General features: G+C 44.4%; 21 protein-coding genes. 15 read left to right on the top strand and 6 right to left on the bottom strand.

From position 1 onward, the window contains the following. Window positions 1–71 precede the first annotated feature (71 nt). The 6 genes from AC27IJ_RS06880 to AC27IJ_RS06855 all read left to right on the top strand — a co-directional run bounded on the left by AC27IJ_RS06880 (window position 72) and on the right by AC27IJ_RS06855 (window position 8,625). Window positions 72–950, top strand: a complete 879-nt coding sequence (locus AC27IJ_RS06880; protein WP_312443224.1) for a carbohydrate ABC transporter permease — start codon at window positions 72–74, stop codon at window positions 948–950. Next, the gene (locus AC27IJ_RS06875; protein WP_312443225.1) at window positions 947–1,795 is read left to right on the top strand and encodes a carbohydrate ABC transporter permease; all 849 of its coding nucleotides are present in this window, start codon (window positions 947–949) and stop codon (window positions 1,793–1,795) included. Before AC27IJ_RS06880 ends, AC27IJ_RS06875 begins: the two co-directional genes overlap by 4 nt. 76 nt (window positions 1,796–1,871) lie before the next feature. Then, window positions 1,872–3,161 carry an ABC transporter substrate-binding protein gene (locus AC27IJ_RS06870; protein WP_313152669.1) on the top strand — a complete coding sequence of 430 codons (1,290 nt, stop codon included), beginning with the start codon at window positions 1,872–1,874 and terminating at the stop codon, window positions 3,159–3,161. Between the two features lie 75 nt (window positions 3,162–3,236). Next, window positions 3,237–5,603: an alpha-xylosidase gene (gene yicI, locus AC27IJ_RS06865; protein ID WP_487148141.1), complete on the top strand. Its 2,367-nt coding sequence runs from the start codon at window positions 3,237–3,239 to the stop codon at window positions 5,601–5,603. Window positions 5,604–5,617: 14 nt separating this feature from the next. Next, window positions 5,618–7,585 (top strand): glycoside hydrolase family 127 protein, encoded by a 1,968-nt coding sequence (locus AC27IJ_RS06860; protein WP_487148139.1) that lies wholly within the window; start codon window positions 5,618–5,620, stop codon window positions 7,583–7,585. A gap of 2 nt (window positions 7,586–7,587) precedes the next feature. Then, a complete protein-coding gene (locus AC27IJ_RS06855; RefSeq protein WP_487148137.1) occupies window positions 7,588–8,625 on the top strand; it encodes an aldo/keto reductase in 1,038 nt (345 codons plus the stop codon). 88 nt (window positions 8,626–8,713) lie between these two features. On the opposite strand, the gene AC27IJ_RS06850 is transcribed toward AC27IJ_RS06855, so the two are convergent. The 4 genes from AC27IJ_RS06850 to AC27IJ_RS06835 form a co-directional block, all read right to left on the bottom strand. After that, complete coding sequence (locus AC27IJ_RS06850; RefSeq protein WP_312501164.1) at window positions 8,714–9,583, bottom strand: helix-turn-helix transcriptional regulator; 870 nt, start codon at window positions 9,581–9,583, stop codon at window positions 8,714–8,716. Window positions 9,584–9,665: 82 nt separating this feature from the next. Next, window positions 9,666–10,499, bottom strand: a complete 834-nt coding sequence (locus AC27IJ_RS06845) for a pentapeptide repeat-containing protein (RefSeq protein ID WP_487148135.1) — start codon at window positions 10,497–10,499, stop codon at window positions 9,666–9,668. Between the two features lie 88 nt (window positions 10,500–10,587). Beyond that, a complete protein-coding gene (locus AC27IJ_RS06840; RefSeq protein ID WP_312443232.1) occupies window positions 10,588–10,995 on the bottom strand; it encodes an arsenate reductase ArsC in 408 nt (135 codons plus the stop codon). 98 nt (window positions 10,996–11,093) lie between these two features. Continuing rightward, the gene (locus AC27IJ_RS06835) at window positions 11,094–12,392 is read right to left on the bottom strand and encodes an MFS transporter (RefSeq protein WP_313257472.1); all 1,299 of its coding nucleotides are present in this window, start codon (window positions 12,390–12,392) and stop codon (window positions 11,094–11,096) included. Window positions 12,393–12,808: 416 nt separating this feature from the next. Here AC27IJ_RS06835 and AC27IJ_RS06830 point away from each other — a divergent pair, with 416 nt between their 5' ends. The 8 genes from AC27IJ_RS06830 (at window position 12,809) to rd (ending at window position 20,261) form a co-directional block, all read left to right on the top strand. Further along, on the top strand, window positions 12,809–13,174 hold the full coding sequence (locus AC27IJ_RS06830; RefSeq protein WP_312443234.1) for a Na-translocating system protein MpsC family protein: 366 nt from the start codon (window positions 12,809–12,811) through the stop codon (window positions 13,172–13,174). 370 nt (window positions 13,175–13,544) lie between these two features. After that, the gene (locus AC27IJ_RS06825; protein WP_487148132.1) at window positions 13,545–15,422 is read left to right on the top strand and encodes a DUF4914 family protein; all 1,878 of its coding nucleotides are present in this window, start codon (window positions 13,545–13,547) and stop codon (window positions 15,420–15,422) included. A gap of 116 nt (window positions 15,423–15,538) precedes the next feature. Beyond that, window positions 15,539–16,213 (top strand): GntR family transcriptional regulator, encoded by a 675-nt coding sequence (locus AC27IJ_RS06820; RefSeq protein WP_312443237.1) that lies wholly within the window; start codon window positions 15,539–15,541, stop codon window positions 16,211–16,213. A gap of 267 nt (window positions 16,214–16,480) precedes the next feature. Further along, window positions 16,481–17,563, top strand: coding sequence for a mannonate dehydratase (uxuA, locus tag AC27IJ_RS06815; protein ID WP_312443239.1), 1,083 nt, complete (start codon window positions 16,481–16,483; stop codon window positions 17,561–17,563). 13 nt (window positions 17,564–17,576) lie between these two features. Beyond that, window positions 17,577–19,190 (top strand): mannitol dehydrogenase family protein, encoded by a 1,614-nt coding sequence (locus AC27IJ_RS06810; RefSeq protein WP_312443240.1) that lies wholly within the window; start codon window positions 17,577–17,579, stop codon window positions 19,188–19,190. Between the two features lie 100 nt (window positions 19,191–19,290). Continuing rightward, window positions 19,291–19,632 (top strand): arsenate reductase family protein, encoded by a 342-nt coding sequence (locus AC27IJ_RS06805; RefSeq protein WP_312443241.1) that lies wholly within the window; start codon window positions 19,291–19,293, stop codon window positions 19,630–19,632. Between the two features lie 34 nt (window positions 19,633–19,666). Continuing rightward, window positions 19,667–20,011, top strand: a complete 345-nt coding sequence (locus AC27IJ_RS06800) for a cupin domain-containing protein (RefSeq protein ID WP_312443242.1) — start codon at window positions 19,667–19,669, stop codon at window positions 20,009–20,011. Between the two features lie 91 nt (window positions 20,012–20,102). After that, a complete protein-coding gene (rd, locus tag AC27IJ_RS06795) occupies window positions 20,103–20,261 on the top strand; it encodes a rubredoxin (protein WP_312443243.1) in 159 nt (52 codons plus the stop codon). Between the two features lie 103 nt (window positions 20,262–20,364). On the opposite strand, the gene AC27IJ_RS06790 is transcribed toward rd, so the two are convergent. Continuing rightward, on the bottom strand, window positions 20,365–22,449 hold the full coding sequence (locus AC27IJ_RS06790; RefSeq protein WP_312443244.1) for a sodium-translocating pyrophosphatase: 2,085 nt from the start codon (window positions 22,447–22,449) through the stop codon (window positions 20,365–20,367). Between the two features lie 414 nt (window positions 22,450–22,863). Next, a complete protein-coding gene (locus AC27IJ_RS06785; RefSeq protein WP_312443245.1) occupies window positions 22,864–23,811 on the bottom strand; it encodes an N-acetylmuramoyl-L-alanine amidase family protein in 948 nt (315 codons plus the stop codon). Window positions 23,812–23,951: 140 nt separating this feature from the next. Between AC27IJ_RS06785 and AC27IJ_RS06780 the strand changes: the two genes are divergently transcribed. After that, on the top strand, window positions 23,952–24,914 hold the full coding sequence (locus tag AC27IJ_RS06780; protein ID WP_312501156.1) for a tRNA dihydrouridine synthase: 963 nt from the start codon (window positions 23,952–23,954) through the stop codon (window positions 24,912–24,914). Window positions 24,915–24,962: the final 48 nt, after the last annotated feature.

The following is a 24,962-nucleotide window of genomic DNA, read 5'->3' as shown; positions in this document are numbered from 1 at the left end:
ATTGCACAAATTATGATTTACTATAAAAACAAAGAAGTGGAAACCCGTATGAATTGAGGGAGGAGATTATTATGGGAAGAAAAAAGAAGGAGTACGTCGATTGCATCATGTTCACTCTTCCGGCCATTGCTCTGATTATGATAACCATCTACATTCCGTTTGTAATGAGCGGATATTATTCGTTGATGGAATGGAACGGGATATCAAAAAAACCGGTGTTTATCGGACTTGATAATTTCGCGCAACTGTTCAGAGGTTCATCAGACTTCATAAAGAGTCTTATATTTACCGGAAAATACACCGTGCTGTTCATGCTCTTTACCAATGTGCTTGCAATTGCAATTGCAGTAGCTCTTGTACAGAAAATCAGAGCAGCCAATGTTATGAGGAGCATGTTTTTTATTCCTTACATCATGAGCATGACGATCGTAGGGTTTATCTGGAAATTCATTTTCTCACAAGGGTTTGCGGTCTTATATGAGAAGACCCAGTTGGGTTTTTTAAACTGGAGCTGGCTGGGAAGCAGCGGACTGGCTTTCTGGTCGGTGGCCTTTGTAGGAATATGGCAGTCCCTGGGTTTTTACATTGTACTTTACATAGCAGGGCTCCAGGCTGTGCCGACAGATGTTCTGGAGGCCGCCACAGTGGATGGGGCTACTTCCTGGAAACGGTTTTTTAAGGTAACGCTTCCTCTTCTCGGCCCTTCCGTTACCACCTGTATTTTTATGTCTCTGACCAATGCGGTAAAGGTATTTGATATAATCCTGGCGTTGACCAAAGGAGGTCCCGGTGGTTCTACATACAGCGTGACGCTCGACATTTACCGTGAGGCATTCCAGAACAATAATTACGGTCTGGGCTCCGCGAAATCCCTTGTGTTCTTTGTGGTAATTCTTGTAGTAACTCAGCTGGTGTTAAAATTCATGAAAAGCCGGGAGGTGGATTTATGATGAATCTGTCGCAGAAACAGAAGAGGAATGGAAAAAGGATTCTCCTCACGGTTTTGATGGCAGTGCTGGCTGTCATCTACATTTATCCGATCATATTGATGGCTGTCAATTCTGTAAAGCCTTTTGGTGAGGTTGTGCTGGACGTGATTGCACTGCCCAGCAAGATTGAATGGAGCAATTATACTTATGTAATTGATAAAATGAAATATGGCAGATTATTTATTAATAATGTAATCATTACTGTAATCGGCATTGTGGGGATTATCGTGTTTTCGTCGATGTCTGCCTATATACTGAGCCGGAAGAAAAATAGATATACCAAAATTGCGGCGTTTCTGATTATCACACCTATGCTGATTCCTTTCCAGACCATCATGATCACCCTGTTAAAGGTTATGAACGTAATTCATCTTTCCGGAAGCAGGATTGGTCTGGGTGTTCAGTATTGGGGATTTGGAATACCTATGGCAGCTTTTATTTACAGCAATTTTATGAGCACCATACCAAGGGAAATAGATGAGAGCGCTTATATTGATGGTGCAGGAGTATTTCGGACATTCTGCTACATTATTTTCCCGCTCCTTAAATCCGTGACTTTTACGGTTATTGTCATTGATGTTATGTGGATCTGGAATGATTTCCTTCTGCCGCTTTTGATGGTCAACAGCTCTAATGAGACAAAGACCCTGGTACTGTCAGCCTACACCTTTGTGGGACAGTTCAATACGCAGTGGCATTATGCCATGGCAGCCATGATGCTGGCAATTCTGCCTTCTATCGTTATATTTATCGTACTGCAGAAATACATCGTGGAAGGCGTCGTGGCAGGAGCTGTAAAAGGATAAACATTTTACCGCTGACGTCAGCCTGGCGGTGATAAAAATAAACGGTCTGTGGACCATTAAAGAAAGGAAACGTATTATGAAAAAAAGATGGATCAGTGCGCTGCTGTGCGCAGTCATGGTAGGAACCATGATAATGGGATGCGGGAGTAAGGAAAGCGGAAATAAGGCAGCTGAAAGCGGAGGAGGCGGCACAAAGGGTGAAATATATATGTTTATATCACAGCCTGAATATGCAGATGCGATCAATAAACTGATTGAAGAGTATAAGACGGTTGCGCCGGATGTAACCATTAATTATGAGACAACCCAAAACGATTACCCGACCCTGTTGAAGGCAAAGCTGAATTCAGGAGAGATTCCGGATATCTTTTCATCTACATCGGGAAAAGAAATCGAAGTATATAAGGAATATTCCCTGGATTTATCGGATCAGCCGCTGATGGGAACCATGCTTCCGTCAATTGCAGATACGATGCGGGACGCAGAAGGCAAGGGTGTTTACGGCTTTGCGATTAAGGGCAATTATTTCGGCCTTGTTTACAATAAGGATTTGTTTAAGCAGGCAGGAATCGAAAAGGCTCCGGAAACAGTTTCCGAATTAGAGGCTGCTGTGCAGAAATTAAAGGATGCAGGGATTACACCATTTACGAGCGGGTTTGCAGAGTGGTGGGTATTCAAGCATGTATTCCAGCACTATGTCGCGGCGGCAACAAATGACTACCAGGGATTTGTAAAGAATATGGAAGAAGGAAAGGACTCCTTAAACAACCATCCGGTTCTTAAAGATAATTTCTTCAATTTTGTGGATTTGGTTAAGGGAAATGGAGATACCAAGCCTCTGGAAGCAGATCTTAGTGCGGAGGAATCTGCTTTTGCGGCAGGCAAGGCAGCCATTATCGTTGGACAAGGCGCATGGGTAGAAGGGGATCTTAAAAAAATCAATCCTGATATCAACATTGGGTTTACTGGTTATCCGGTGGATGATGATGCGGCCCATTGCCAGGTCATTACTGGATCTGACCAAGCGATGAGGGTTAACAAAGATTCGAAGAACAAGCAGGCAGTTCTGGATTTCGTTAACTGGTGGTATACCTCTGATTATGGAAAGGCATGGTTTACAGATGTAGCAGGTGTTGTACCCCCTATTAAGACAGAGGGCAAATCCCAATATGCTATCATAGAGCAGGGAAATGCCTCTGTGGAAGAAAAAGGCAGTGCTCCCCTTGGAGTCATATATTCCACAGACAGCTTTCATACGGCATTTGGAGAGGCTATGCAGGCATACGTAGAAGGCAGTGTTTCAAGGGAAGACACAATTAAGAAAATTGAAACAAAATGGATGGAGATTGACGGAATGTCCAAGTAATGGGTGACAAGGGCGGCATGAAAACTGCAAGAGGAGAAAGTGCATGCTTTCTCCTTTTTTGAGAGGAGACAGGACATGAAGTTTACAGAAGGGTATTGGGAAAGAAATGAGCGGGCGAATGCTTCTTATGGTGCGCAGGCTTTTGCAGTGGAGCGGATTCCTAATGGAATGCGGGTGGTGGCCCCGGTCCGCATGATAAGCGACCGTTCGGGGGCCTTGGATGTAGCAACCATAACCACAGAATTCACATCCATACTCAAGGACATTATCAGTGTAAGAAGTTACCATTTTGAGGGCTACGACAAGAAAGAACCGAGATATGAGCTCAATGAGGATTTCCAGGAAACAGAGGTTGCGATTACTGATAAAGAGGCAGTGATGAAGGCCGGGCGTATGGCTGTGCGGGTGGATAGGGAGAATTTTGGATTCATCTTTGAGGCTGATGGGAAAGCGTTTACCGGCTGCGGGTACCGCAACTTAGGGTATATACAGTATGACCGTAAAATTCCGACCAAATTTCCTGAGGAGAATTACATGGCGGCTGAGTATCGGCCCTATATGCTGACAGAGCTTTCCTTAAGTCCTGGAGAGTGTGTCTACGGATTTGGGGAGCGGTTTACAGCATTCGTGAAAAACGGGCAGGTGGTAGAATGCTGGAATGAGGATGGAGGCACAGCATCCCAGATTGCCTATAAAAATATCCCGTTCTATATAACCAGCAATCACTATGGAGTATTCGTAGACCACAGCGATCATGTGTCCTTTGAAGTGGCAAGCGAAAAGGTGGAGAATGTGGGATTTTCCGTACCGGGGGAAGAAATACGTTATCATATGATTTATGGTGATACGGTAAAAGATGTGCTTGGTACGTACACGGATCTGACCGGAAAGCCGGCGCTTCCCCCGGCATGGTCCTTTGGTTTGTGGCTTTCCACTTCCTTCACTACCAATTATGACGAACAGACGGCAGCCTCATTTGTTCAGGGCATGGCAGACAGGGAGATACCCCTTAGTGTGTTTCATTTTGATTGTTTCTGGATGCGGGAATTTCATTGGTGTGATTTTGAGTGGGATGACAGGATTTTTCCAGATGTGAAAGGAATGCTAAAGCGTTATAAGGAGAGAGGGCTTCGTATCTGCGTATGGATTAATCCGTATATTGCCCAGGGAACTGCATTTTTTAGAGAGGGACTGGAAAAGGGATATTTATTAAAGCGGGCTGATAATAGAGGAATCAAGCAGCTGGATAATTGGCAGCCGGGGATGGGCCTGGTGGATTTCACCAATCCAGGTGCGGTGAAATGGTATACGGATAAATTAAAGGGCCTGCTGGATATGGGAGTGGATTGCTTTAAAACGGATTTTGGTGAGCGGATTCCTGTAGATGTGTCCTATTATGACGGTTCCGATCCACGAGCCATGCATAATTATTACACGCAGTTATACAACAAATGTGTGTTCGAACTTTTGAAAAAAGAAAAGGGAGAGAGTGAGGCAGTTCTTTTTGCAAGAAGTGCTACCGCAGGGGGGCAGCAGTTTCCTGTACATTGGGGCGGTGACAGTTCTGCAACCTTTCAGTCCATGGCAGAAAGCCTGAGGGGGGGCCTTTCCTTTGCTCTTTCCGGATTTTCCTTTTGGAGCCATGATATTGGCGGGTTTGAGATGACGGCGACTCCTGATGTTTATAAGCGGTGGATGCAGTTCGGCCTTTTATCCACCCACAGCAGACTTCACGGCTCCAAGAGCTACCGTGTGCCGTGGCTGTTTGATGATGAGGCTGTGGAGGTATGCCGCCGCTTTACCAGACTGAAGCTAAGGCTGATGCCCTACTTATACCAAATCGCTATTGAGTCTCATGAGACAGGAATTCCGTCCATACGTCCCATGGTGATGGAGTTTGACAGAGATCCTGCAGCCAAATACCTGGATATGCAGTACATGCTTGGTGACCGCCTTCTGGTGGCTCCGGTATTCCGGGAAGACGGAGAGGTGGAATATTATCTGCCTGATGGTACATGGAGTCATCTGCTCACAGGTGAGACAAAAGAAGGCGGAAGATGGTACAAAGGAGTGTATGATTACTTTAGTCTGCCCCTTTATATCAGGGAAAACACCCTTCTTGCCATGGGCGCCTGCGAGGAACGCCCGGATTATGACTATGCAGTGGGGGTGGAGCTTTGGCTGTATTCTCTTCAAGAAGGAAAAGAGGCTGTATGCCGGATTCCAGATATAAATGGAAGGATTGCAATGACGGCCAAAGCCGGAAGAAAATTAAACACAATCACCTTATCGAGCACCGCATTGCCTCATGGCATGAAATATGTTCTTAAGAATTTATGGGATGTGGAGCATGTATCAGGAGCAGAAGCCTTTGAGGATGAAAGTGGAATGATTATTGTGCCAAAAGACAAACATGTGACGATTCGTCTGAAGTCGATATAAGGAAGGCAAGTGGAATGAAATTATTCAGATTATTGGAAAAACAGGAATGTACGGTTGTTGACCCTTTCTGGAGCCGTTATATTTCATTAATTAAGGATGTTGTTATCCCATATCAGTGGGATATATTAAATGACCGGATTCCTGAATCAGAGCCAAGCCATGCAATCGACAACTTCCTCATTGCAGCAGGAGATATGAAAGGCAGATTCTATGGCCAGGTGTTTCAGGACAGTGATGTGTTTAAGTGGCTGGAAGCGGTGGGAAATGTGCTGATGCTTGAACGGAACGAAGTCTTGGAAGAAAGGGCGGATTCTGTCATTGACATAATAGTGCGTGCGCAGCAGCCGGATGGGTATCTGAATACATATTTTATTATTGAAGAGCCGGATAAGCGGTGGACCAATGTGCTGGAATGTCATGAATTGTATTGTGCAGGCCATTTTATAGAAGGGGCGGTGGCCTATTATCTTGCAACAGGGAAGGAGAAGGTATATCAGGCAGCGCTGAAGCTTGCTGACCATATTGACTCTGTATTCGGTCCTGAGGAGGGAAAGCTTCATGGTTATCCGGGACATCAGGAGATTGAGATTGCCCTTTTAAAGCTCTATGACGTATCGGGAAGGAAGCGCTATTTGGAGCTGGCACAGTATTTCATTGATACCAGAGGAACCAACCATTTTTTTGAGAAAGAATTTGATGAGCGCGGCCGTGAGTGCTTCTGGACCAAGGAAAAAATGGAGGAGCCTAACCAACGGTATAACCAGTTCCCATACAGTTACTATAATCAGTTCCACAAGCCGGTAAGGGAACAGAACAGGGCCGTGGGTCACGCTGTGAGAGGTGTCTACATGTATACAACTATGGCGGATCTGGCAGTCCGGATAAATGACGAAGAGCTGTTTGCGGCGGGCAAGGCTATATGGAATAATATTGTAGGAAGGCAGCTATATATTACTGGAGGGATCGGAGCGACCCATTCCGGGGAGGCATTTACAGGAGATTATGATCTTCCCAATGATACGAATTATTCGGAAACATGCGCATCCATCGGACTCATATTCTTTGCTCAAAAAATGCTTCAGGCGGAAGCAGATGGTGTGTACGGAGATGTGATGGAACAGGCGTTATATAATACAATTTTGGGCGGAATGAATTATGACGGCAACCGGTTTTTCTATGTAAATCCCCTGGCAGTTGTTCCGGAGGCGTGTGAGTACAATACAGAGCGCAGTCACGTAAAGCCGGAGCGGCAGAAATGGTTTGCCTGTGCCTGCTGTCCGCCTAATATTGCAAGGTTCATTGCAGGATTATGGAGGTATGTGTATACAGCAAGAGGAAATAAAGTGTATGTTCACCTTTACATAGGGAATGAGTCATCAATAAAACTGCGGGACGGCGTATTGAATTTGATTCAGAAAACGGACTATCCCTGGGGAGGAAAAGTTACGATCAAAGTCAAAGCAGATACGGCAGTTCCGTTTAGAATCGCTTTGCGCATACCGCGATGGAGCCGCAATTACAAAATCAGTGTGAATGGAGAACCGGTATTGGCAGACAGGGAAGAGAATGGATTTGTCTGCTTAGAACGCTCCTGGGAAGAAGAAGCAGAAATAGTCCTGGAACTTGACATTAAGGCTTTTCTGGTGAAGGCCAATCAGAAAATACATTATAATGCCGGACGGGCTGCCATTGTGAGAGGTCCTTTGGTATATTGTCTGGAGGAAAAGGATAACGGGAAATATTTGGACCAGATCGTAGTAGAGGCAGGTGCAAACCTGACAGAAGAGATGGATTTTGAAATGCCGGGAAGCTGCGTGACGGTCAAGGCCAAAGGCTTTAGAGAGACTGCACAGTCTTGTGAAGATGTCCTTTATATGCCTTATGAGTCCAGAGAAGAGGAAATGACCGTTAAGGCAGTACCTTATTTCTTATGGAACAACAGAGGCAAAGGGGAAATGCAGGTCTGGATGAGAGTGAGGTAACGATGAAGAAGCAAATATTAAAAGGAACAGAACTGGAACTTAGCGCTATGTGCCTGGGTACTGGAAATTTTGGTGGAAAGCTGGACTACAGACAGTCATTTGAGCTGCTGGATAGGTTTAGGGACATAGGGGGGAGCTTTATCGATACCGCAAATGTATACTGTAAGTGGATTCCCGGAATGAATAATTCCAGTGAACAGTATATAGGCGCATGGTTGAAGTCGAGGAGGGCTTACCATGATGTGGTGATTGCCACAAAAGGAGGCCACTATGATTTTTCTGCGCCGGATGTCTCAAGGGTGAACCGGCCGGATGTTGTACATGATTTGAATGAAAGTCTGAAAACCCTGGATTTGGATCACATAGACTTATATTGGCTGCACAGGGATGACGAAAATAAGGACATAGGTGAAATCCTGGAACTAATGGAAGAGCTTGCAAAAGAGGGAAAGATCCGATATTATGGTGCTTCGAATTTCAAAAGAAAACGCCTTGAAGAGGCCAGAAAATACGCAGCCAGTCATGGGCTGAAGGGATTTTGCGCAGTGTCAAACCAGTGGAGCGGTGCCTGTGTAAATCCGGGAAAAAATTTAAACAATGATGAAAGCATTGTGATAATGGATATGGAAATGTACCGATGGCATGAGAAATGGCGGGTTCCAATGGTTCCTTTCTCCTCATCTGCCTATGGGTTCTTTTCAAAGCTTAAGAAAGAAGGAGTCTCCGTTCCTGAGGGGGAGGTGACCAGGGAAGATGTCATGCAGGCATGGAACATCAGTACTATGCCTGAGAAAATGAAGGAAGCCTATATGAATGAAAGAAATTTAAGATTATACGGAATATTATGCCGCGCAGCAGAGGATTACGGCGTGTCCGTATACTCCATGACCCAGGCATATTTCTTAAACAGGCCTTTTCAGGTATTTCCTGTGGGAGCGGTATCTGGGACGGAACAGCTGGCAGACTTTTCGACTGCTGGGGAACTGGAATTAGACGATCAGTTAATCAGGACATTTGAGGAGTTTGGGGTAGAAATATAAAACGATTGTCCTGCTGTATACGGAACGATTTTCAGCTTATGACAAAGAAGCACAAGACGGCTTATTTAAGCCATCTTGTGCTTCTTTGTCATTTGATTGGCAGAAGTTCAATGTAACCTCTTATGCCGATAGGCTCAAGCTGGATGCGAGGGTTTGATGAATCCCACTGTGCGTCAATGACAGCTGGATCATATTTACTGATTGCTGTCTGCACATCTTCAATGGCCTTACAGTAATCCTCCTCAGCAAAGGGCTCTCCTTTAAACATCAGATATTTTACAGCAGGAAGCACAATAACATCAAATCCATCGGGAACAACTCCATCATAAGTCACAGGCACTTCAACTCCCTGCACATACTCCGAGGTACCGGGAGCAATTAATTTTGCGGGTAGCCACATACAAACCGGTTCACCGCTAATGGATTTGATACTTTGCAAAAGCCCCCACACATCACAGCCAACCTCCTCGCAATAAGCAAAATAGTCGGCAGCTTTTACCCCTCTTTTGATCAGTACCTTTCGTTCCGGCTTTTCGATAACCTGCACAAATACACTTTTTACAGTTTCCATCTGCTTCTCCTTTCTGAGTGCTCGATATTTGACTCCATAAGGTGTGAAAAGATAGAGCGGAACAGGGCTTTTCGCATACTCCTTGGGATTGCACCCAAACTCACGGAAGAACGCCCTCTGATAGCCGTCCACGCTGCCGAATCCAAGCTCCAAAGCTGCATCTATAATTTTACAAGATTCATCCCGCAGCTTGATTGCTGACTTGGAGAGCCGTAAGCGCCGGACATAATCGGCTGGCGTCATGTTGGTATGCTGCAAAAACAGACGATAGGAGTACCACGGCGAATAATAGGAAACGCTTGATAAAGCAGTCAGTGTGATATTTTCTGATAAGTGTTCTGCAATATAATCCTGCATCCGCTGGACAGCTTCGATTTTTTCTTCCATCTTTTCACCACCTTATGCTCCCTATCTTACATTGACAGTGGGAGAAACTTCTCGACTATTTTTGCTAATCGGGTATAAACGCTCATTTTTCCCATGTGGCTGGCCGGGACAAATTTATGGGGATTTTTGTATTCGAATTTCCTATTGCGGAATTAAGCTGCATTTGTGTTAAAAAAATGCTCTTACTCAAATCAGTATTTTTTATGTTTGCGTCACGGAGGTCAGCACCTAAAAAGTTAGTCTTCCTTAAACTGCATCCTGAAAAGTCTGCAGCGATCATTAATGACATACTGAAATTCTTTCTGTCAAGATTTGCTTTCTTGAAATTTTTCCCCAAATAGTTTATACCGTGAATTTGATTTGATGAAGCATTTACTGAAATTTCGGTGCTTATCTGTTTCAATACTTTGTTCACTTTTAATCTGTATTCTGAGAGATCCGGCATAGCTATATGATTCATGGACTGCTGCACCATTTGTTCATTCTCCGAGATAAGCAATTCAATCGTTGGTTTTAGAAGTTCGTCTGATGTCAAGGTAAATGCCTCAGCCAGGTACCATAGCATCTGATGCAACTGATATACACTTATAAATATCTTAAAGAGTTTATCCTCTTGTTCAGAGTTTGTTTTCCATGTTCCATCTGGTAAATATAGTTGAGTCGTTCTTTGTCCGGCTCCGAAACAGTCATAGGCTAAACAACCTTTGTAATTTTTGTCAGCCAGTCCGGAGTGGATTTTACAGCGAAAATCTGTATCCAGATATTTACACGGTGTTCCAGCTTCTTTATTCGCAGGAAAACCATCTGTTTTTGTGCAGTACAAAGCAACACAGCATAATCCGCTGCATTTCTTACAATCAATTTTCAGCTTTTTAATCAAATCATCATATTTACTATCTGCTTTATCGTTCGTCACGATATCACCGCCTTAGAATTTCTGTTTCAATTGATTCCCGGAATGTAACAAAATAGCCGGCAAGTGCCAAGACACCTGCCAGCTTTTATTATAAAGTTCCGTTTTGGATACGATCTCTAAGAGCTATAATTTTATCCCGAATGAGGGTTATAGTTTCTAAAAATACAGTATCATCCATACCGCTGGGATCGTTAAGTCCCCAATCTTCCCGATATTTACAGGGCAGGAGCGGGCACTTTACATTGCAGCCCATCGTTACAACAATATCTACCGGAGGAATCTCAGATAGGAGTTTGCTATGCTGGGTTTGCTCCATATCAATTCCATAAAGTCGATTCATAAGCCGTACTGCGTCCTGGTTGATTTGCGGTTTGGTCTTTGTTCCGGCAGAATAGCTTTCAAAGGTATCTGAGGCAAGGTGCTTGCCAAGTGCTTCGGCTATCTGGCTTCGGCAGGAATTATGGACGCATACAAACGCTATTTTGGGTTTATTCATTAAAACACCTCCTAGTTTAATTTGCTGCTCACGCCAGCATAACAGGTACATAGAAACTGTAAGAGCGCATTACTGAGCCAATTGGATAAAAGGACAATTTATTTTTCAAGTTTCCAGATATTTCTGTCCGCCCTAAAGGGCAGACATGATAATGCTCCCAAAATTCCGATAACAAGAAACAGCAAAGCAGCGCCGGAGCCTTTTTCTATTCCGAACAGTGCGGTCCACAGACTGCCCGCCGGCTGCTCTGCCATAAACGGTTCAAACACCCGGTCAACTAAGACACCGCCGCATAGATATCCTAAGGGAATGGTGAAAAATTGTAAGGTATTTCTTGCTGAATAGACACGGCCCTGCATCTCAATAGGTATTTTTGTGCGAAAAAGCACATCCATATTGGCATTCATAACAGGAATGAAAATCCAGCCCAGGATTGCACCAAAACACCATATAGGAGTACTCTTTCCAAAAGCGAGGATAAAATTCTCGGTGCTCATGGAAAAAAGCAGGCAATTACAAATCACACGAACCCGGCTTTTAGGTGGGGGCAGGATAGAAACCAGAATGCTTCCAAACATCGTTGCTATTCCTGTAACGGTGTTGACCATGCCAAGGGCCAGCTCTCCGCCGCCGGCTCGTGAAAGTATCATAGCGGGCAGGGCGGCATTGAAGATAGAGGCAGTAAAATTAATTACGGCCAAAAACAGAATCAGATCCAGAATTCCCCGGTTGTCCCTTAAATACCGCAAGCCGCTTTTGGCAGACTGCAATACCGTCTCGTTTACCGTGCTGCTTCCATCTGTGACCTGGGGGATTTTGACAAAGCACAGCAGCGAAATGAACGCTGTTACAAATGTGATCAGATCAAACAGGATGACAAACCGGATGCCTGCAAAAGCAAGCATGGACGTAGCGAGCATAGGCGTCAGTACGGTAATCAAGGAATTGGATAAGGAACGCATCCCACTGACCTTCTGGTAGTGCTTTTTAGGGGCCAGCAGACTGATGGACACATCCGACGCCGGCTGCTGTACCGTGTTCATCAATCCATTCAAGGTATTGATCAAATATAAATGCCAGATCTGGAGCTTACCGGTTGTCAGCAGAATAAGCACTGAAACAGTACAAAGTGCCGCAAAACTGTCACTGAGCAGCATGGTGGCTTTCTTGTTCCACCGGTCACTCAGTGCCCCTGCAAAGATACTCAAAAGGACATAGGGGGCATAGGAACAGATGGCCAATAACGAGGTGGTAAGAGCCGATCCTTGCTGTTGATAAGACCAGATCACAAGCGCAAAGTTGGTCATTGCACTGCCCAGAGCCGAAAATGACTGTGTAATCCATAAAATCAGGAACGTGCGAAGTTCCCCAATATTTGTTTTTAAATTTATTATCATGACTTTGCTCCTTTTTCAAATAAAATCTCTACGATTTAATGAAAGTGCAAAGTCCAACGGACGAATTTAATCCGCTCCGCGCAGTTTCGTCCGTTTCAGACTTTGCACGGAGCAATGCCAATACAGAGTTGCATTTCTATTCTCCTTTTATAATTCTGGTTATCGTTAAAAGTTACTTAAAAACCAACTTATTTTATCTTACCATAAATAAAACCTAAAAACCACAAAAAAAATGCAGATTCCCAGGATGTACACCATGAAATGTTTTAGAGCGTGTAACTGGCCCGCGGCATTTACCGGCAGATTGAAAATTACCGTGTTGACAAAATACCACTGTCAGCAGGTACATTTCGCTAATTAAAAAGTCATTGACATGACCCGGTTTTCATGATATTGTATCTGACAGGTGATGCAATATGACAAAAGGTCAGCTGGAAGCTAAAATCAGTGAAGTTGTCAGTAAATTTGAAATTGAATATATGGGAAGGGGTCCAAAGATGATCCGTACCTATGTATTAAATGATATGATCATTGTCAGGTTATTAGGTTTCTTAAGCCCGTCTGAGAAAAAGCTTACGGAAAGTCCACAGGGTATTGAATTGCTTAAAAAAATCCGGACTTCCCTGTTTGAGGGTGGGAGAGAATATCTGGAGAAATTACTAACAGATGTCATGGATGTGACGGTTATCAGCACTCATTCCGATATCAGCACTAAAACAGGTGAAAAGATCATTGTCATAACTGTTGATAGGAATTTAGAGGAGTTTTATACAGTTAAATAACGCCGGAAGACGTCACAAAGTAGAATCATCATTCTAAGTTGTAAGTAAGCCGATATCCATTTCATGGATATCGGCTTTATATATATCGAAGGAAGGAGGCGGTTGGTTTATAGGAAAAAACTGAAACAATGGAAATCGTAGGAGTTTCCCGGTTATACGCAGAAGGTATTCGGCATGAGTCTTTCAAAGGCTTTGGGGAAAAAACAGAACAAACTCATGCATGGAATATTAAAATAGAAACTATGTAATACTTAATAAAATTGGGAATCAAAGGTTGAAGAAAACCATTTTAACTACATGGTTTGCGCCGTACTTATATTTGGCGCAGACATCAGATGTGCATAGGGCTTGCGCAGGAACGGAGGAAAATATGCTGGAATGTTTACGTGATATGAATTTACCGGAGTATGTAAAGGATATATTGGTTCAGTCAAAAGGTGTCGTCATTCCAAAGACCAGGGAAGATTTGCTGACGCTGGCAATGGGAAATTCTGAGAATACCGAGTTTTACATTGAATATGAAGTGGAAGGCAAAGGCAAGATATTGGAAGCAACCGCTGCAAAGTGTAAAAACGGAGTCGTAGTCAATTATTCGGACGATTACATGAGAAGGCGTGATCCTGATTGTCTGTTAATTGCTGATAATAAACCAACGGATAAACCCAGATACGAGGAAGTTTATCAGTCTGATTTTAAGACACTGAGAACAGAGACCTTTGACTGGCTGAAGAACCAGGAGCTGATTTTTTTCCCATTTAAGTCAGGCGGACTTGAATATGGATATGATTCAATCCTGATCGCACCCTTAAACGCCGGATTTTTCGCTGCCGGACTTGCGGATTTGCAGGGATTTTTAAATATTGACGAGATTTCTTCCGAATTTAAGCCAAGAGCGGTTGTATTTCTGGCTCCCCCATTCAGGCATACACATTTTGACGGAAAGCAGATCGTGGTTCATAACCGTCTGGATGGAATTCATGAAGTTTATTCCTATAATTTATATCCCGGCCCTAGTGCCAAAAAGGGCATCTACGGAGTTCTTCTTAATATAGGAGAAGAGGAAGGCTGGGTAACAGCGCACGCATCAACGGTTAAAGTGATAACTCCTTATGACAATGAGATCGTCATCATGCACGAAGGCGCCTCCGGAGGCGGAAAGAGTGAAATGATCGAAGATATTCATAAGGAAATGGATGGCAGGGCCATATTAGGAAGAAATACGGTTACAGGAGAAAAGAACTATCTGGTATTAAATGAAACCTGTGAACTGATACCGGTAACAGATGACATGGCATTATGCCATCCCCAAATGCAGAATGACAGCAAAAAGCTGGTAGTAAAGGATGCAGAATCCGCTTGGTTTTTACGCCTGGACAACATCAAATGCTATGGTTCCTCTCCTCAATATGAAAAAATACTGATCCAGCCGGAAGAACCCCTTATCTTCTTAAACATGCAGGCAGTACCTGGTGCCACCTGTCTGGTTTGGGAACATACCCTGGATCAAAACGGAAAGCCTTGTCCCAACCCCCGTGTTATTTTGCCAAGAAGACTGGTTCCCAAAGCCATTGATACTCCCGTGGAAGTGGATGTCAGAAGCTTTGGCGTGCGGACTCCGGCATGTACGAAGGAAAATCCGACATACGGAATCCTTGGTATTCTCCACATACTGCCTCCGGCACTGGCCTGGTTATGGCGTCTTGTGGCCCCAAGAGGATTCAATAACCCAAGCATCATTGATTCCCTGGAAATGACCAGTGAAGGAGTCGGTTCTTACTGGCCTTTTGCAACCGGTAAAATGGTGACTCAGGCCAACCTTTTGCTTGACCAGATTTTAAATTCAACCAATACCCGGTATGTCCTGATCCCTAACCAGCATATAGGCGCTTATGAGGTGAGCTTTATGCCACAGTGGGTTGCCAGGGAGTACATTGCCCGCCGGGGCAGCGCCAAGTTTAAACCGGAGCATCTGGTGGAAGCACGCTGTCCGCTTCTTGGCTTTGGCCTTGATTCCTTAAAAATTGACGGTCAGTACATCAGAAGAGCATTCTTAAGGCCGGAAACCCAGCAGGAGGTAGGCATCCAGGGATACGACGACGGAGCAAAAATCTTGACAGAATTCTTTAAACAGGAGCTGATGAAATATTACACCGACGATTTAAATCCGTTAGGAAAGCAGATTATAGATATGTTCCTGGCAGGTGCCACAGTTAAGGAATATCTGGAAATCCTGCCAATGAGGTATTAGGATCGTCCGTAGATCGGGGATTCCAGGGAATAACGTACTTGTATACTAGTGCTTGACATTGATGTTAATTTCGCTTATTCTATGTATGAACAGAATTTGAGAAAAGAGGTCATGGTATGCGGCTGACAGAACGGTATTCCAAAGAGACTGGAAGGGAATATGCACTCAGGATGTTAAAGGACAATATCATACATCTTGATCTGGTTCCAGGAAAGCTGCTGAGCGAAAATGAATTATCCTCGGAAATGCATTTGTCCCGGACCCCGGTGAGAGAAGCCTTAATTGAGCTGTCAAAGGTGAAAATCGTGGAAATTTATCCCCAGAAGGGAAGCGCGGTGGCTTTGATCGATTATAAGCTGGTGGAAGAGGCGATTTTTATGCGCAATGTCCTGGAATGTGCGGTTGTGGAGCTGGCCTGTAAGACGGCTGGGGAAGAAGCGGTCATGGAGCTGAAGGATAATGTGAAGCTTCAGGAGTTTTATCTGGAAAACCGATCTCCTGAGCGGCTTCTTAAGCTGGATGATGAATTTCACCGGCTGCTGTTTCACATAACCGGCAAGGATCAGGTTTATCAGCTTATGGACAGCATTACCATTCATTTTGACAGGATACGCAGCATGTCTCTGATTGCTGTAAAGGATTTGAAGACAGTTTCCGACCACCAGGCCATTGTGGAAGCCATTGCCGCAAAGAACGGAAGCTTGGCAAAAGAGCTGATGGAAAAGCATTTATCCAGATATAGAATTGATGAAGAAGCCTTGCGAAAAGAATATTCGGGGTATTTTCTGTAATATAAGCTTTAAGATTCATAATGCTTAATAAAAGCGGTAATAAGAGAGGAAAATCCTCCATCTCTTATTACCGCTTTTTGCGTTGATCCGGCAGAGCGATTGAGAACGATTATGTACTTATACATAATACACAAAAAAATAGTGGATATTTATGAAATATGCTGATTGAACTACTAGTATACTAGATATATACTTAGATCAGGACTTAATAGTCACAAAGAATTGCGTTAAAAAGAATAAGGAGTAAGGAAACGGAGGTATTCAAACATGAAAATGATTATGCGTTGGTTTCCCTTTGGAGATGACAGCGTGACCCTTGGCCAGATCCGCCAGACACCAGGAGTTTCCGGTGTGGCCACCTGCCTGCCCAAGGTACCAGTGGGACAGGTCTGGCCCCTGGAGACCTTACAAGCCCTGAAAAAGGAGATCAATGAGGCCGGTCTGGAGATGGAAGTAATTGAAAGCGTCAATATCCATGAGGACATAAAGAAAGGCCTTTCAACCAGGGATGAGTATATTGATGCTTATATAAAAACTCTGGAGCATTTAAGCCAGGTAGGAGTTAAATGCCTCTGCTATAATTTTATGCCTGTGATGGACTGGGCGCGGAGTGATCTCGCTTTTCAGACGGAAGACGGAAGCTATGTCATGGCTTACCGCCACGATGAGGTGCTTCAGATGAATCCGGAAAAAATGGCAAAGGCCATGGAGGGAAAAGCCAGAGGATACTCCCTGCCGGGCTGGGAGCCGGAGCGGCTTTATGCCATGGCCCAGGACATTGAGTTTTACCAGTCCATGACACGGGAGCAATATTGGGGCAATATGAAATATTTCCTGGATGCGGTAGTTCCATATGCGGAGAAATATGATATAAAAATGGCGATTCATCCAGATGATCCGCCATGGCCTCTTTATGGACTTCCAAAGGTCATTACCAATGCGGAAAATATCCGGACATTTCTTGACTTAAACAGCAATCCCTATAATGGGCTGACCTTATGCACCGGAAGTCTGGGAAGTGATTTAAGCAATGACCTTCCGGCAATGATGCGGGAGTTTGGAAATAGGAAGCGGATTCATTTTGCCCACATCAGGAATGTCCGTCATATTTCGGAAAAGGATTTTGATGAATCGGCTCATCTTTCTTCCTGCGGGGATTTAGACATGTTTGCCATTGTAGAGGCTCTGTATGAGTCTGGTTTTGAGGGATATATCCGTCCGGACCACGGACGTATGATCTGGGGAGAACAGGCACGTCCTGGATATGGCCTGTATGACCGGGCCATTGGTGCAAATTACCTGTTAGGTCTTTGGGAAGCCATTGACAAAACCCATAAAAATAAAAAATAGGAGGCATGGATTTATGAAACTGAATCGGTCCTGTTTAACAAACCGGGAAGCCTGGGAAAAGGCTTCTGTAAAGCTGCCGGAATTTGACTGGGATAAAATGAGGTCGACCACGGATAAGTCGCCGAAATGGATCCATTTCGGGGCAGGGAATATTTTCCGTGGATTCATTGCAGTACTGCAGCAGCGCCTGCTAAACGATGGTCTTGAGGAAAGCGGCATCATTGCGACAGACACCTTTGATTATGATATCATTGATAAAATATACACCCCCTTTGACAATATGACCATGATGGTCAGCTTAAAACCGGACGGAACCATGGACAGGGAGGTAGTAGCAAGCGTTGCCAGGGGCGTAAAGGCTGATGTAGGCAATGAGAAGGATTTCGGATATCTGGTACAGGCTTTTGAGAATCCATCTCTTCAGATGGCGAGCTTTACTATAACCGAAAAGGGATATGCCCTTTCTAATTTCCGTGGAGAGCTTTTTCCTGTCGTGGAAAAAGACATGGAAGAAGGCCCGGAAAAAGCCAGCCATGCCATGAGTGTGGTGACAGCTCTTCTTCTTAAACGGTATCTTGCAGGAGGCTTTTCCTTAGCATTGGTCAGCATGGATAATTGCAGCCATAACGGAGAAAAGCTAAGGGACAGCATTGTTTCCATTGCAGGAGCGTGGACAGAAAAGGGTTATGCTCCGGAGAGTTTCCTTACCTGGGTTCAGGATGAAAATAAGGTTTCCTTCCCTTGGTCCATGATCGATAAGATCACTCCACGGCCTGCTGAGGTGGTGCAAAAATTACTGGAAGAAGATGGGATCGAAGATATGGCACCCATCATCACCAGCAAAAACACTTACATTGCCCCCTTTGTCAATGCAGAGATCCCTCAGTATTTAGTGGTGGAAGACCGGTTTCCAAACGGACGCCCGGCACTTGAAAAGGCTGGGGTATACTTGACGGACAGGGATACGGTAAACAAGACAGAACGGATGAAGGTTACCACTTGCTTAAATCCCCTGCACACGGCTTTGGCGGTGTTCGGTTGCCTGCTGGGATACAACAGCATTGCCGCAGAGATGAGGGATGAGGACTTAACGTCCCTTGTGGAGCGTATCGGTTATAAGGAAGGTCTTCCGGTGGTTACGGATCCGGGAATCTTAAGCCCTGAAGATTTTATCAGGGAAGTCATTGAATACCGTCTGCCTAATCCGTTTATCCCGGATGCTCCACAGAGAATTGCAACCGATACCAGCCAGAAGATCCCCATCCGCTTTGGAGAAACCATAAAGGCTTATCTGGCAGATGACCATTTAGATGTCCAGACTCTGACTGCGATTCCGCTGGCAATTGCCGGCTGGCTTCGTTATCTCCTGGGTGTGGATGATGAGGGAAACCCTATGGAAATCAGCAGTGATCCTATGCTTTTAGAATTAAAAGAACAGTTAAAAGGAATCAGGCTGGGAGAAAAGCCTGATGGAAATGAAGGACTTGAAGAGATCCTGTCCAATCCTCTTCTTTTTGGAACTGATTTGGTTAAAGCAGGTCTTTCCGGAAAGATTGAAGCCATGCTTTATGAAATGTTAGAAGGTCCCGGTGCAGTGAGAAAGACATTACAACAGTATGTAAAATAAGACGATGAAAATGGGGAACCCTTGGTTATTGAAACCAACGGTTCCCTGTGTTATAATTGCCCTGTCAAAAAGAAACGTACCAGAAAGGTGGACAAGGCCCGTGAACATACAAATTTTTGGAACCGGAAAATGTTTTGATACCAAAAAAGCAGAGCGCTATTTTAAGGAACGTGGGATCAAATATCAGTTTATTGATATGAAAGAAAAGGGTCTGAGCAAAGGCGAGTACAATGGAGTCAGGCAGGCAGTAGGAGGACTTGATGCTATGCTTGATGAAAATTGTAAGGATCAGGATGCCCTGGCGCTTATTAAATACATTGCCGGCGAGGATAAAGATGAAAAGGTCTTAGAGAACCAGAAGGTACTGAAAACTCCTATTGTCAGAAACGGAAAGCTGGCTACGGTTGGATACCGGCCGGAGGTGTGGAAGAATTGGAGTTAGGCTTATAGAAAGGAAGGAGCAAGGAGAAGACAAGATGAAAAAGCCGGAGAAAAATCAGATGTGGGTATTTAATAAGGATATAGAAGGAGTTCATGCTTCAGAAGGCGTTGTCAGAAAGGTTCTGGCATACTGTGATGGTATGATGTGCGTGGAAAATCAGTTTGAAAAGGGGGCAATAGGAAGCCTCCACAACCACCCCCATACCCAGATCACCTATGTTGCCAGCGGAAAGTTTGAGTTTACCATAGGTGATGAAAAGAAGGTGGTAGAGGCAGGAGACACCCTTTTAAAGCAGGATGGAATCACCCATGGCTGTGTTTGCCTTGAAAAGGGAATACTGGTAGATATCTTTACGCCCATGAGAGAAGATTTTCTATAAATAAAAATGGGACATGTGAAACAAATCTATTGATAAAAATGGTATAATATGCTATAAAGAAAGCACAGTGAAGTTAAAGGAGGTGATAGGGATGGTAAAGTATGTTTGTGAGCCATGCGGATATGTGTACGATCCTGAAATCGGTGATCCAGATTCTGGCATTGAGCCAGGTACTGCATTTGAAGATTTACCCGAAGATTGGGTATGCCCAGTTTGCGGAGTTGGTAAGGACATGTTTGTTGAAGAGTAAGATTGCGGCCATTTGGCCAGCAAATAAAACCTTCAAGCTGTCGGCAGATGATCTGCCGGGCTTGAAGGTTTTTTTGCGAATCAGCCGAAGTATGTATCTTTTATTATAATAAATGGAAGGTCAGAACAAGTGATGCAAATACAATGGATACCATGGAAGTAAGTTTTATCAGAATGTTGATCGATGGACCGGAAGTATCCTTAAACGGATCTCCTACGGTATCGCCTACTACAGCAGCTTTATGCTGGCTGCTTCCCTTTCCGCCATGTGCACCCTGTTCAATATACTTCTTTGCATTATCCCATGCGCCTCCGGAGTTAGCCATCATGACAGCAAGTACAAAACCGGTAACGGTGTTACCCGCAAGAAGAGCTGAAACACCTTCCGGTCCTAATAACAAGCCAATAACAATAGGAATGACAACGGCGATCAAGGCCGGTGCGATCATCAGTTTTTGCGCCGATTTCGTACACATATCAACGCAGGAAGCATAATCCGGTTCCACTGTACCTTCCATAATTCCGGTTATGGTCTTAAATTGACGGCGGACTTCCAGTACGATTGATTGTGCGGCTTTGCCTACGGCATCCATGGTTAAAGCAGCAAATAAGAATGGTAATACACCGCCAATTAACAAACCGACCAGTACTTTTGGATTGGTTATGGTTAAATCCAGATTTAAATCCGGTTGGATCTGATGTACTTTATCAACATAGGAAGCAATCAGTGCAAGGGCGGTCAAGGCAGCGGAACCGATAGCAAATCCTTTTCCTGTAGCAGCAGTGGTATTGCCGAGAGAGTCCAGTGCGTCTGTTCTCTGTCTTACGGAAGCATCCATATGTGTCATCTCAGCAATGCCTCCGGCATTGTCAGCGATTGGTCCGTAAGCATCCGTAGCCAGTGTAATGCCTAAAGTGGATAACATTCCTACTGCAGATAAACCGATGCCGTAAAGTCCGAGATTAAAATCATTGGAACCACCGGAACAATAGTAACTTACAAGGACAGAAAGGCTTACAATTACTACCGGTGCGACAGTAGAAAGCATGCCAAGGGATAAACCGCTGATGATTACTGTTGCGGCTCCGGTTTCACTGGATTGGGCTAATTTTTTGGTGGGGCTATAGGTATCTGATGTGTAATATTCTGTAATAGCTCCGATTAAAACTCCTGCAATCAATCCCGAAAGAACGGCAGCATAAAGTCCCATATGATCTGGAAGCATCAGCTTTATTATAAAAAATGCTGCGATAATAATGATTGCCGCACTGATATATGTACCGGTTCTAAGTGCCTTGAGAAGATTCTTCTGAGAGGCGCCTTCCTTTGTCTTGACAAAAAAGGTTCCAATGATGGAGGCGATAACACCCAGTGCTGCCAGGAGCATCGGTATGGACACGCCCTTGATTCCGTATCCTGCAGCGACCGCAAGAGCTGCCGTTGATACAATGGAGCCTACATAGGATTCATAGAGATCAGCGCCCATTCCGGCTACGTCCCCTACATTATCCCCTACATTATCAGCGATAACGGCGGGATTACGTGGGTCATCTTCGGGAATACCGGCTTCTACCTTACCAACAAGATCAGCCCCCACATCGGCAGCTTTGGTAAAGATACCGCCGCCAACCCTGGCGAAGAGGGCCATACTGGAAGCGCCCATTCCAAAGGTCAGCATATTCGCTGTGATTTCAGCAATTCGTTGGTCTGCCGGAAGATGTTGAAAGGCTGCGTTTAAAATGAAATACCAAATAGAAAGATCCAAAAGACCAAGCCCAACCACCGTAAAGCCCATAACCGAACCGGCTGAGAATGCTACCTGGAGTCCTTTATTCAAACTTTTTGAAGCTCCTTCTGCAGTCCTGCAGTTAGCCATGGTTGCTGTACGCATGCCTATGAACCCGGATAGACCTGAGAAAAAACCACCCGTTAAAAATGCAAACGGGGTAAAAAAGCTTAGGAAACCGTTAAATGCCATAATAAGTAAAATACAAAAAACAACAATAAAAAAAATTGCGACCCCTGAATACTGGCGTTTCAAGTAGGCATTCGCCCCTTTTCTTACAGCCTCAGAGATCCGGACCATTTCCGAGGTGCCCTCTGGTTGTTTTTTGACACGAAGGAACATAACCCAGGCAAAGATAATCCCCAACAAAGACCCCATTGATACAAAATAAATTGCATCCATTACTCATACCTCCTGTTTTATACTTTGATGATTCCATTATAGTACCAGATGATATATATATTCAACAAAAAAATAAAATAATTTACGATGAAAATGTACGATTTGGCGAATAATCATGAAAAAATCTCGATTTTTTATGTTTTTTAACGTTTTATTAACGGCGTTCTTTGCTTGATATGCCGGGGTCATTGGTTCTCTAATAATGATGATATTCGGATTTTGCGGGATTATTATCGGTAATATCAGCAATTTTATATTTTTTTTAGGCATGGAATTTTTGCAGGAACAAGATAGCAGCCCCAAAAAACCCCTGCCCCTCATGAATGAGGGGCAGGGGAGTTATTATTGCCATTGGCGTTTTTTGGATAGACTTTATTTTTACTCTTTTGTTGTCAGGGTATTGAGTGACAGCGTTTAGCTCATACCAGGGCCTTTGCTTTCAGAGACAGAGGGTGGGGCAACAGTTCCTTCATTCTGGTTATTGGTATTCTGGGCTGTCTGAGTGGTCTGGGCTGTTTGGACAAATGCTGATTTTCCAGCTTTTTGCAGATATTCCATGATTCCCTTTGCATCCGCCTCCCCCAGTGCCTTATACTGCTCCTCTGTTGACAGAAACAGGGTCAAGTCGCTGGTGTGGTTTAAAAAGCCGTGCTCAATGATAAAACCTCGGATTCCATACATCTGGGAATAACGGGGAATTGCATAGTAATCGGCCTGGCTTCCGTCGGGAAATAAGGTTCCGTTCTCTGAATCCCGGAGGATCAGTCCCCGGTTGTTAAGCCCCAGTGAGTTTAACTGCTTTAAAATGGTATTGGCGGCTTCCTGGGACTGGATGGCAATATCATTATTATAGCGGCCGGTCCTGGGTGCCATGGAGCTGGCTCCATAAGCATTTTTCACCGTACCATTTCCCAATGCCGAGTCTACGTGCTGGCTTACAAAAAGGTCCGCATGCACGGAGGCGGCAAAAGCGGCCCGCTGATCCAGGGGGACGGTGATTTCCGCACTGTCTTTTGTTAAATAAACCGTATAGTTGGAAAACTGCTCCAGATACTGTTTTGTATAGGTGGCGATCTTCATGGTGATCTCATCTTCATAGTAGGTAATTCCGTTATAATCAAAGTGACAGCCGGAATAATGTCCGCCGGTCTTGCCGTGTCCCGGGTCCAGGACTACGATAAAGTTAGAGCTGCCGCGCATGCCCGGTCCGATCTCTGGTGTTATTGATTTGGTTACCGGAGGTGCAAAGGCCGGCCCGGTTTCTTCTTCTGCCCATGTGACGGAAGAGGAGGTGGTGGAGATAAGAACGGCAAGTAAAAGGGCCTTGGCGGCTGCAGGTATTAAGTTCTTTAATTGTGTCATGATCGATCCTCCAGAATAATAGCGTTTTGTCTTATATTATAACACTCTTTGGCAGATTCTGTAAATGGCCTTCTATGAATTTGTCGCTTGTTGTGGTAAAATGTACCGATATAGAAAGAACAGAAAAAGGAGACTGAAATATGAAGTATTATTTTGCCCCCATGGAAGGGATCACCGGCTATGTTTACCGGAATGCTCACCGCAAGTTTTTTAAGCAGGTAGATGTGTATTTTACTCCTTTTATTGTGCCCACCCAGAACCGAAAGTTTACCTCCAGGGAAAAAAATGATTTTCTGCCGGAGCATAACGTGGGATTGCATGTTATTCCTCAGATTCTCACTAATAAAGGGGAAAATTTTATATGGGCGGCAAAGGAATTAAACCAGTTTGGATATGAAGAGGTGAATTTAAATCTTGGCTGCCCTTCTCCCACGGTGGTTTCCAAGGGCAGGGGATCAGGCTTTCTTGGAGAACCGGAGCTGCTTGATATATTCCTTGATCAGATTTTTTCCTCATTGGACATGAAGATTTCCGTAAAGACCAGGATCGGAAAGGACAGCCCTGAAGAATTCGGGAGGCTTATGGAAATATATAATAAATATCCCATAGAGCAGCTGATCATCCATCCCCGGATCCAGAAGGACTTTTACAGGAATGAGCCTAATTGGGAAGTAATGAAGAAGGCGGTCTCTTTAAGCAGAAATCCCTTATGTTACAACGGAAATCTGTTTTCAGCAGAAGATTATAAGGAATTCACTGCTGACTTTCCTTCCATAAACAGTGTCATGCTTGGAAGGGGAATGGTGGCAAATCCTGGCCTGGCAGGGGAAATGAAGAACGGGGAGAAGATGGATAAGAGGCAGTTAAAATCTTTTCATGACGAAGTCCTCAAAGGATATGAAGAGATCATGTCAGGGGACCGCAATGTCCTGTTTAAGATGAAGGAATTGTGGGCTTATATGATCCAGATGTTTGACGGAGCCGAAAAACATGGCAAAAAGATCCGCAAGTCCCAGCACCTTGCAGATTACAGGGCAGAGGTTGACAGCCTGTTTGGAGAACTGGATTTAAAAGAATCGGCCGGGGCTTTTGACGGAAAATAAGAACCATATGTATGCTTATAAGAAAAATGCAAAATGATTATAAATTTT

This window comes from Lacrimispora sp. YZC11 (genome assembly GCF_057543815.1).
The sequence above is the reverse complement of the archived record's forward strand: the minus strand, read 5'-3'. Positions and strand labels throughout refer to the sequence as shown.

What these genes read in the sequence shown, in the direction of transcription:
- AC27IJ_RS06820 (WP_312443237.1), top strand. Translation starts at nt 15,539, where the DNA reads ATGCGGCTGACAGAACGGTATTCCAAAGAGACTGGAAGGGAATATGCA.
- AC27IJ_RS06835 (WP_313257472.1), bottom strand. Translation starts at nt 12,392, where the DNA reads ATGATAATAAATTTAAAAACAAATATTGGGGAACTTCGCACGTTCCTG.
- rd (WP_312443243.1), top strand. Translation starts at nt 20,103, where the DNA reads ATGGTAAAGTATGTTTGTGAGCCATGCGGATATGTGTACGATCCTGAA.
- AC27IJ_RS06825 (WP_487148132.1), top strand. Translation starts at nt 13,545, where the DNA reads ATGCTGGAATGTTTACGTGATATGAATTTACCGGAGTATGTAAAGGAT.
- AC27IJ_RS06870 (WP_313152669.1), top strand. Translation starts at nt 1,872, where the DNA reads ATGAAAAAAAGATGGATCAGTGCGCTGCTGTGCGCAGTCATGGTAGGA.
- AC27IJ_RS06880 (WP_312443224.1), top strand. Translation starts at nt 72, where the DNA reads ATGGGAAGAAAAAAGAAGGAGTACGTCGATTGCATCATGTTCACTCTT.
- yicI (WP_487148141.1), top strand. Translation starts at nt 3,237, where the DNA reads ATGAAGTTTACAGAAGGGTATTGGGAAAGAAATGAGCGGGCGAATGCT.
- AC27IJ_RS06785 (WP_312443245.1), bottom strand. Translation starts at nt 23,811, where the DNA reads ATGACACAATTAAAGAACTTAATACCTGCAGCCGCCAAGGCCCTTTTA.
- uxuA (WP_312443239.1), top strand. Translation starts at nt 16,481, where the DNA reads ATGAAAATGATTATGCGTTGGTTTCCCTTTGGAGATGACAGCGTGACC.
- AC27IJ_RS06800 (WP_312443242.1), top strand. Translation starts at nt 19,667, where the DNA reads ATGAAAAAGCCGGAGAAAAATCAGATGTGGGTATTTAATAAGGATATA.
- AC27IJ_RS06850 (WP_312501164.1), bottom strand. Translation starts at nt 9,583, where the DNA reads ATGGAAGAAAAAATCGAAGCTGTCCAGCGGATGCAGGATTATATTGCA.
- AC27IJ_RS06860 (WP_487148139.1), top strand. Translation starts at nt 5,618, where the DNA reads ATGAAATTATTCAGATTATTGGAAAAACAGGAATGTACGGTTGTTGAC.
- AC27IJ_RS06875 (WP_312443225.1), top strand. Translation starts at nt 947, where the DNA reads ATGATGAATCTGTCGCAGAAACAGAAGAGGAATGGAAAAAGGATTCTC.
- AC27IJ_RS06810 (WP_312443240.1), top strand. Translation starts at nt 17,577, where the DNA reads ATGAAACTGAATCGGTCCTGTTTAACAAACCGGGAAGCCTGGGAAAAG.
- AC27IJ_RS06830 (WP_312443234.1), top strand. Translation starts at nt 12,809, where the DNA reads ATGACAAAAGGTCAGCTGGAAGCTAAAATCAGTGAAGTTGTCAGTAAA.
- AC27IJ_RS06855 (WP_487148137.1), top strand. Translation starts at nt 7,588, where the DNA reads ATGAAGAAGCAAATATTAAAAGGAACAGAACTGGAACTTAGCGCTATG.
- AC27IJ_RS06780 (WP_312501156.1), top strand. Translation starts at nt 23,952, where the DNA reads ATGAAGTATTATTTTGCCCCCATGGAAGGGATCACCGGCTATGTTTAC.
- AC27IJ_RS06840 (WP_312443232.1), bottom strand. Translation starts at nt 10,995, where the DNA reads ATGAATAAACCCAAAATAGCGTTTGTATGCGTCCATAATTCCTGCCGA.
- AC27IJ_RS06790 (WP_312443244.1), bottom strand. Translation starts at nt 22,449, where the DNA reads ATGGATGCAATTTATTTTGTATCAATGGGGTCTTTGTTGGGGATTATC.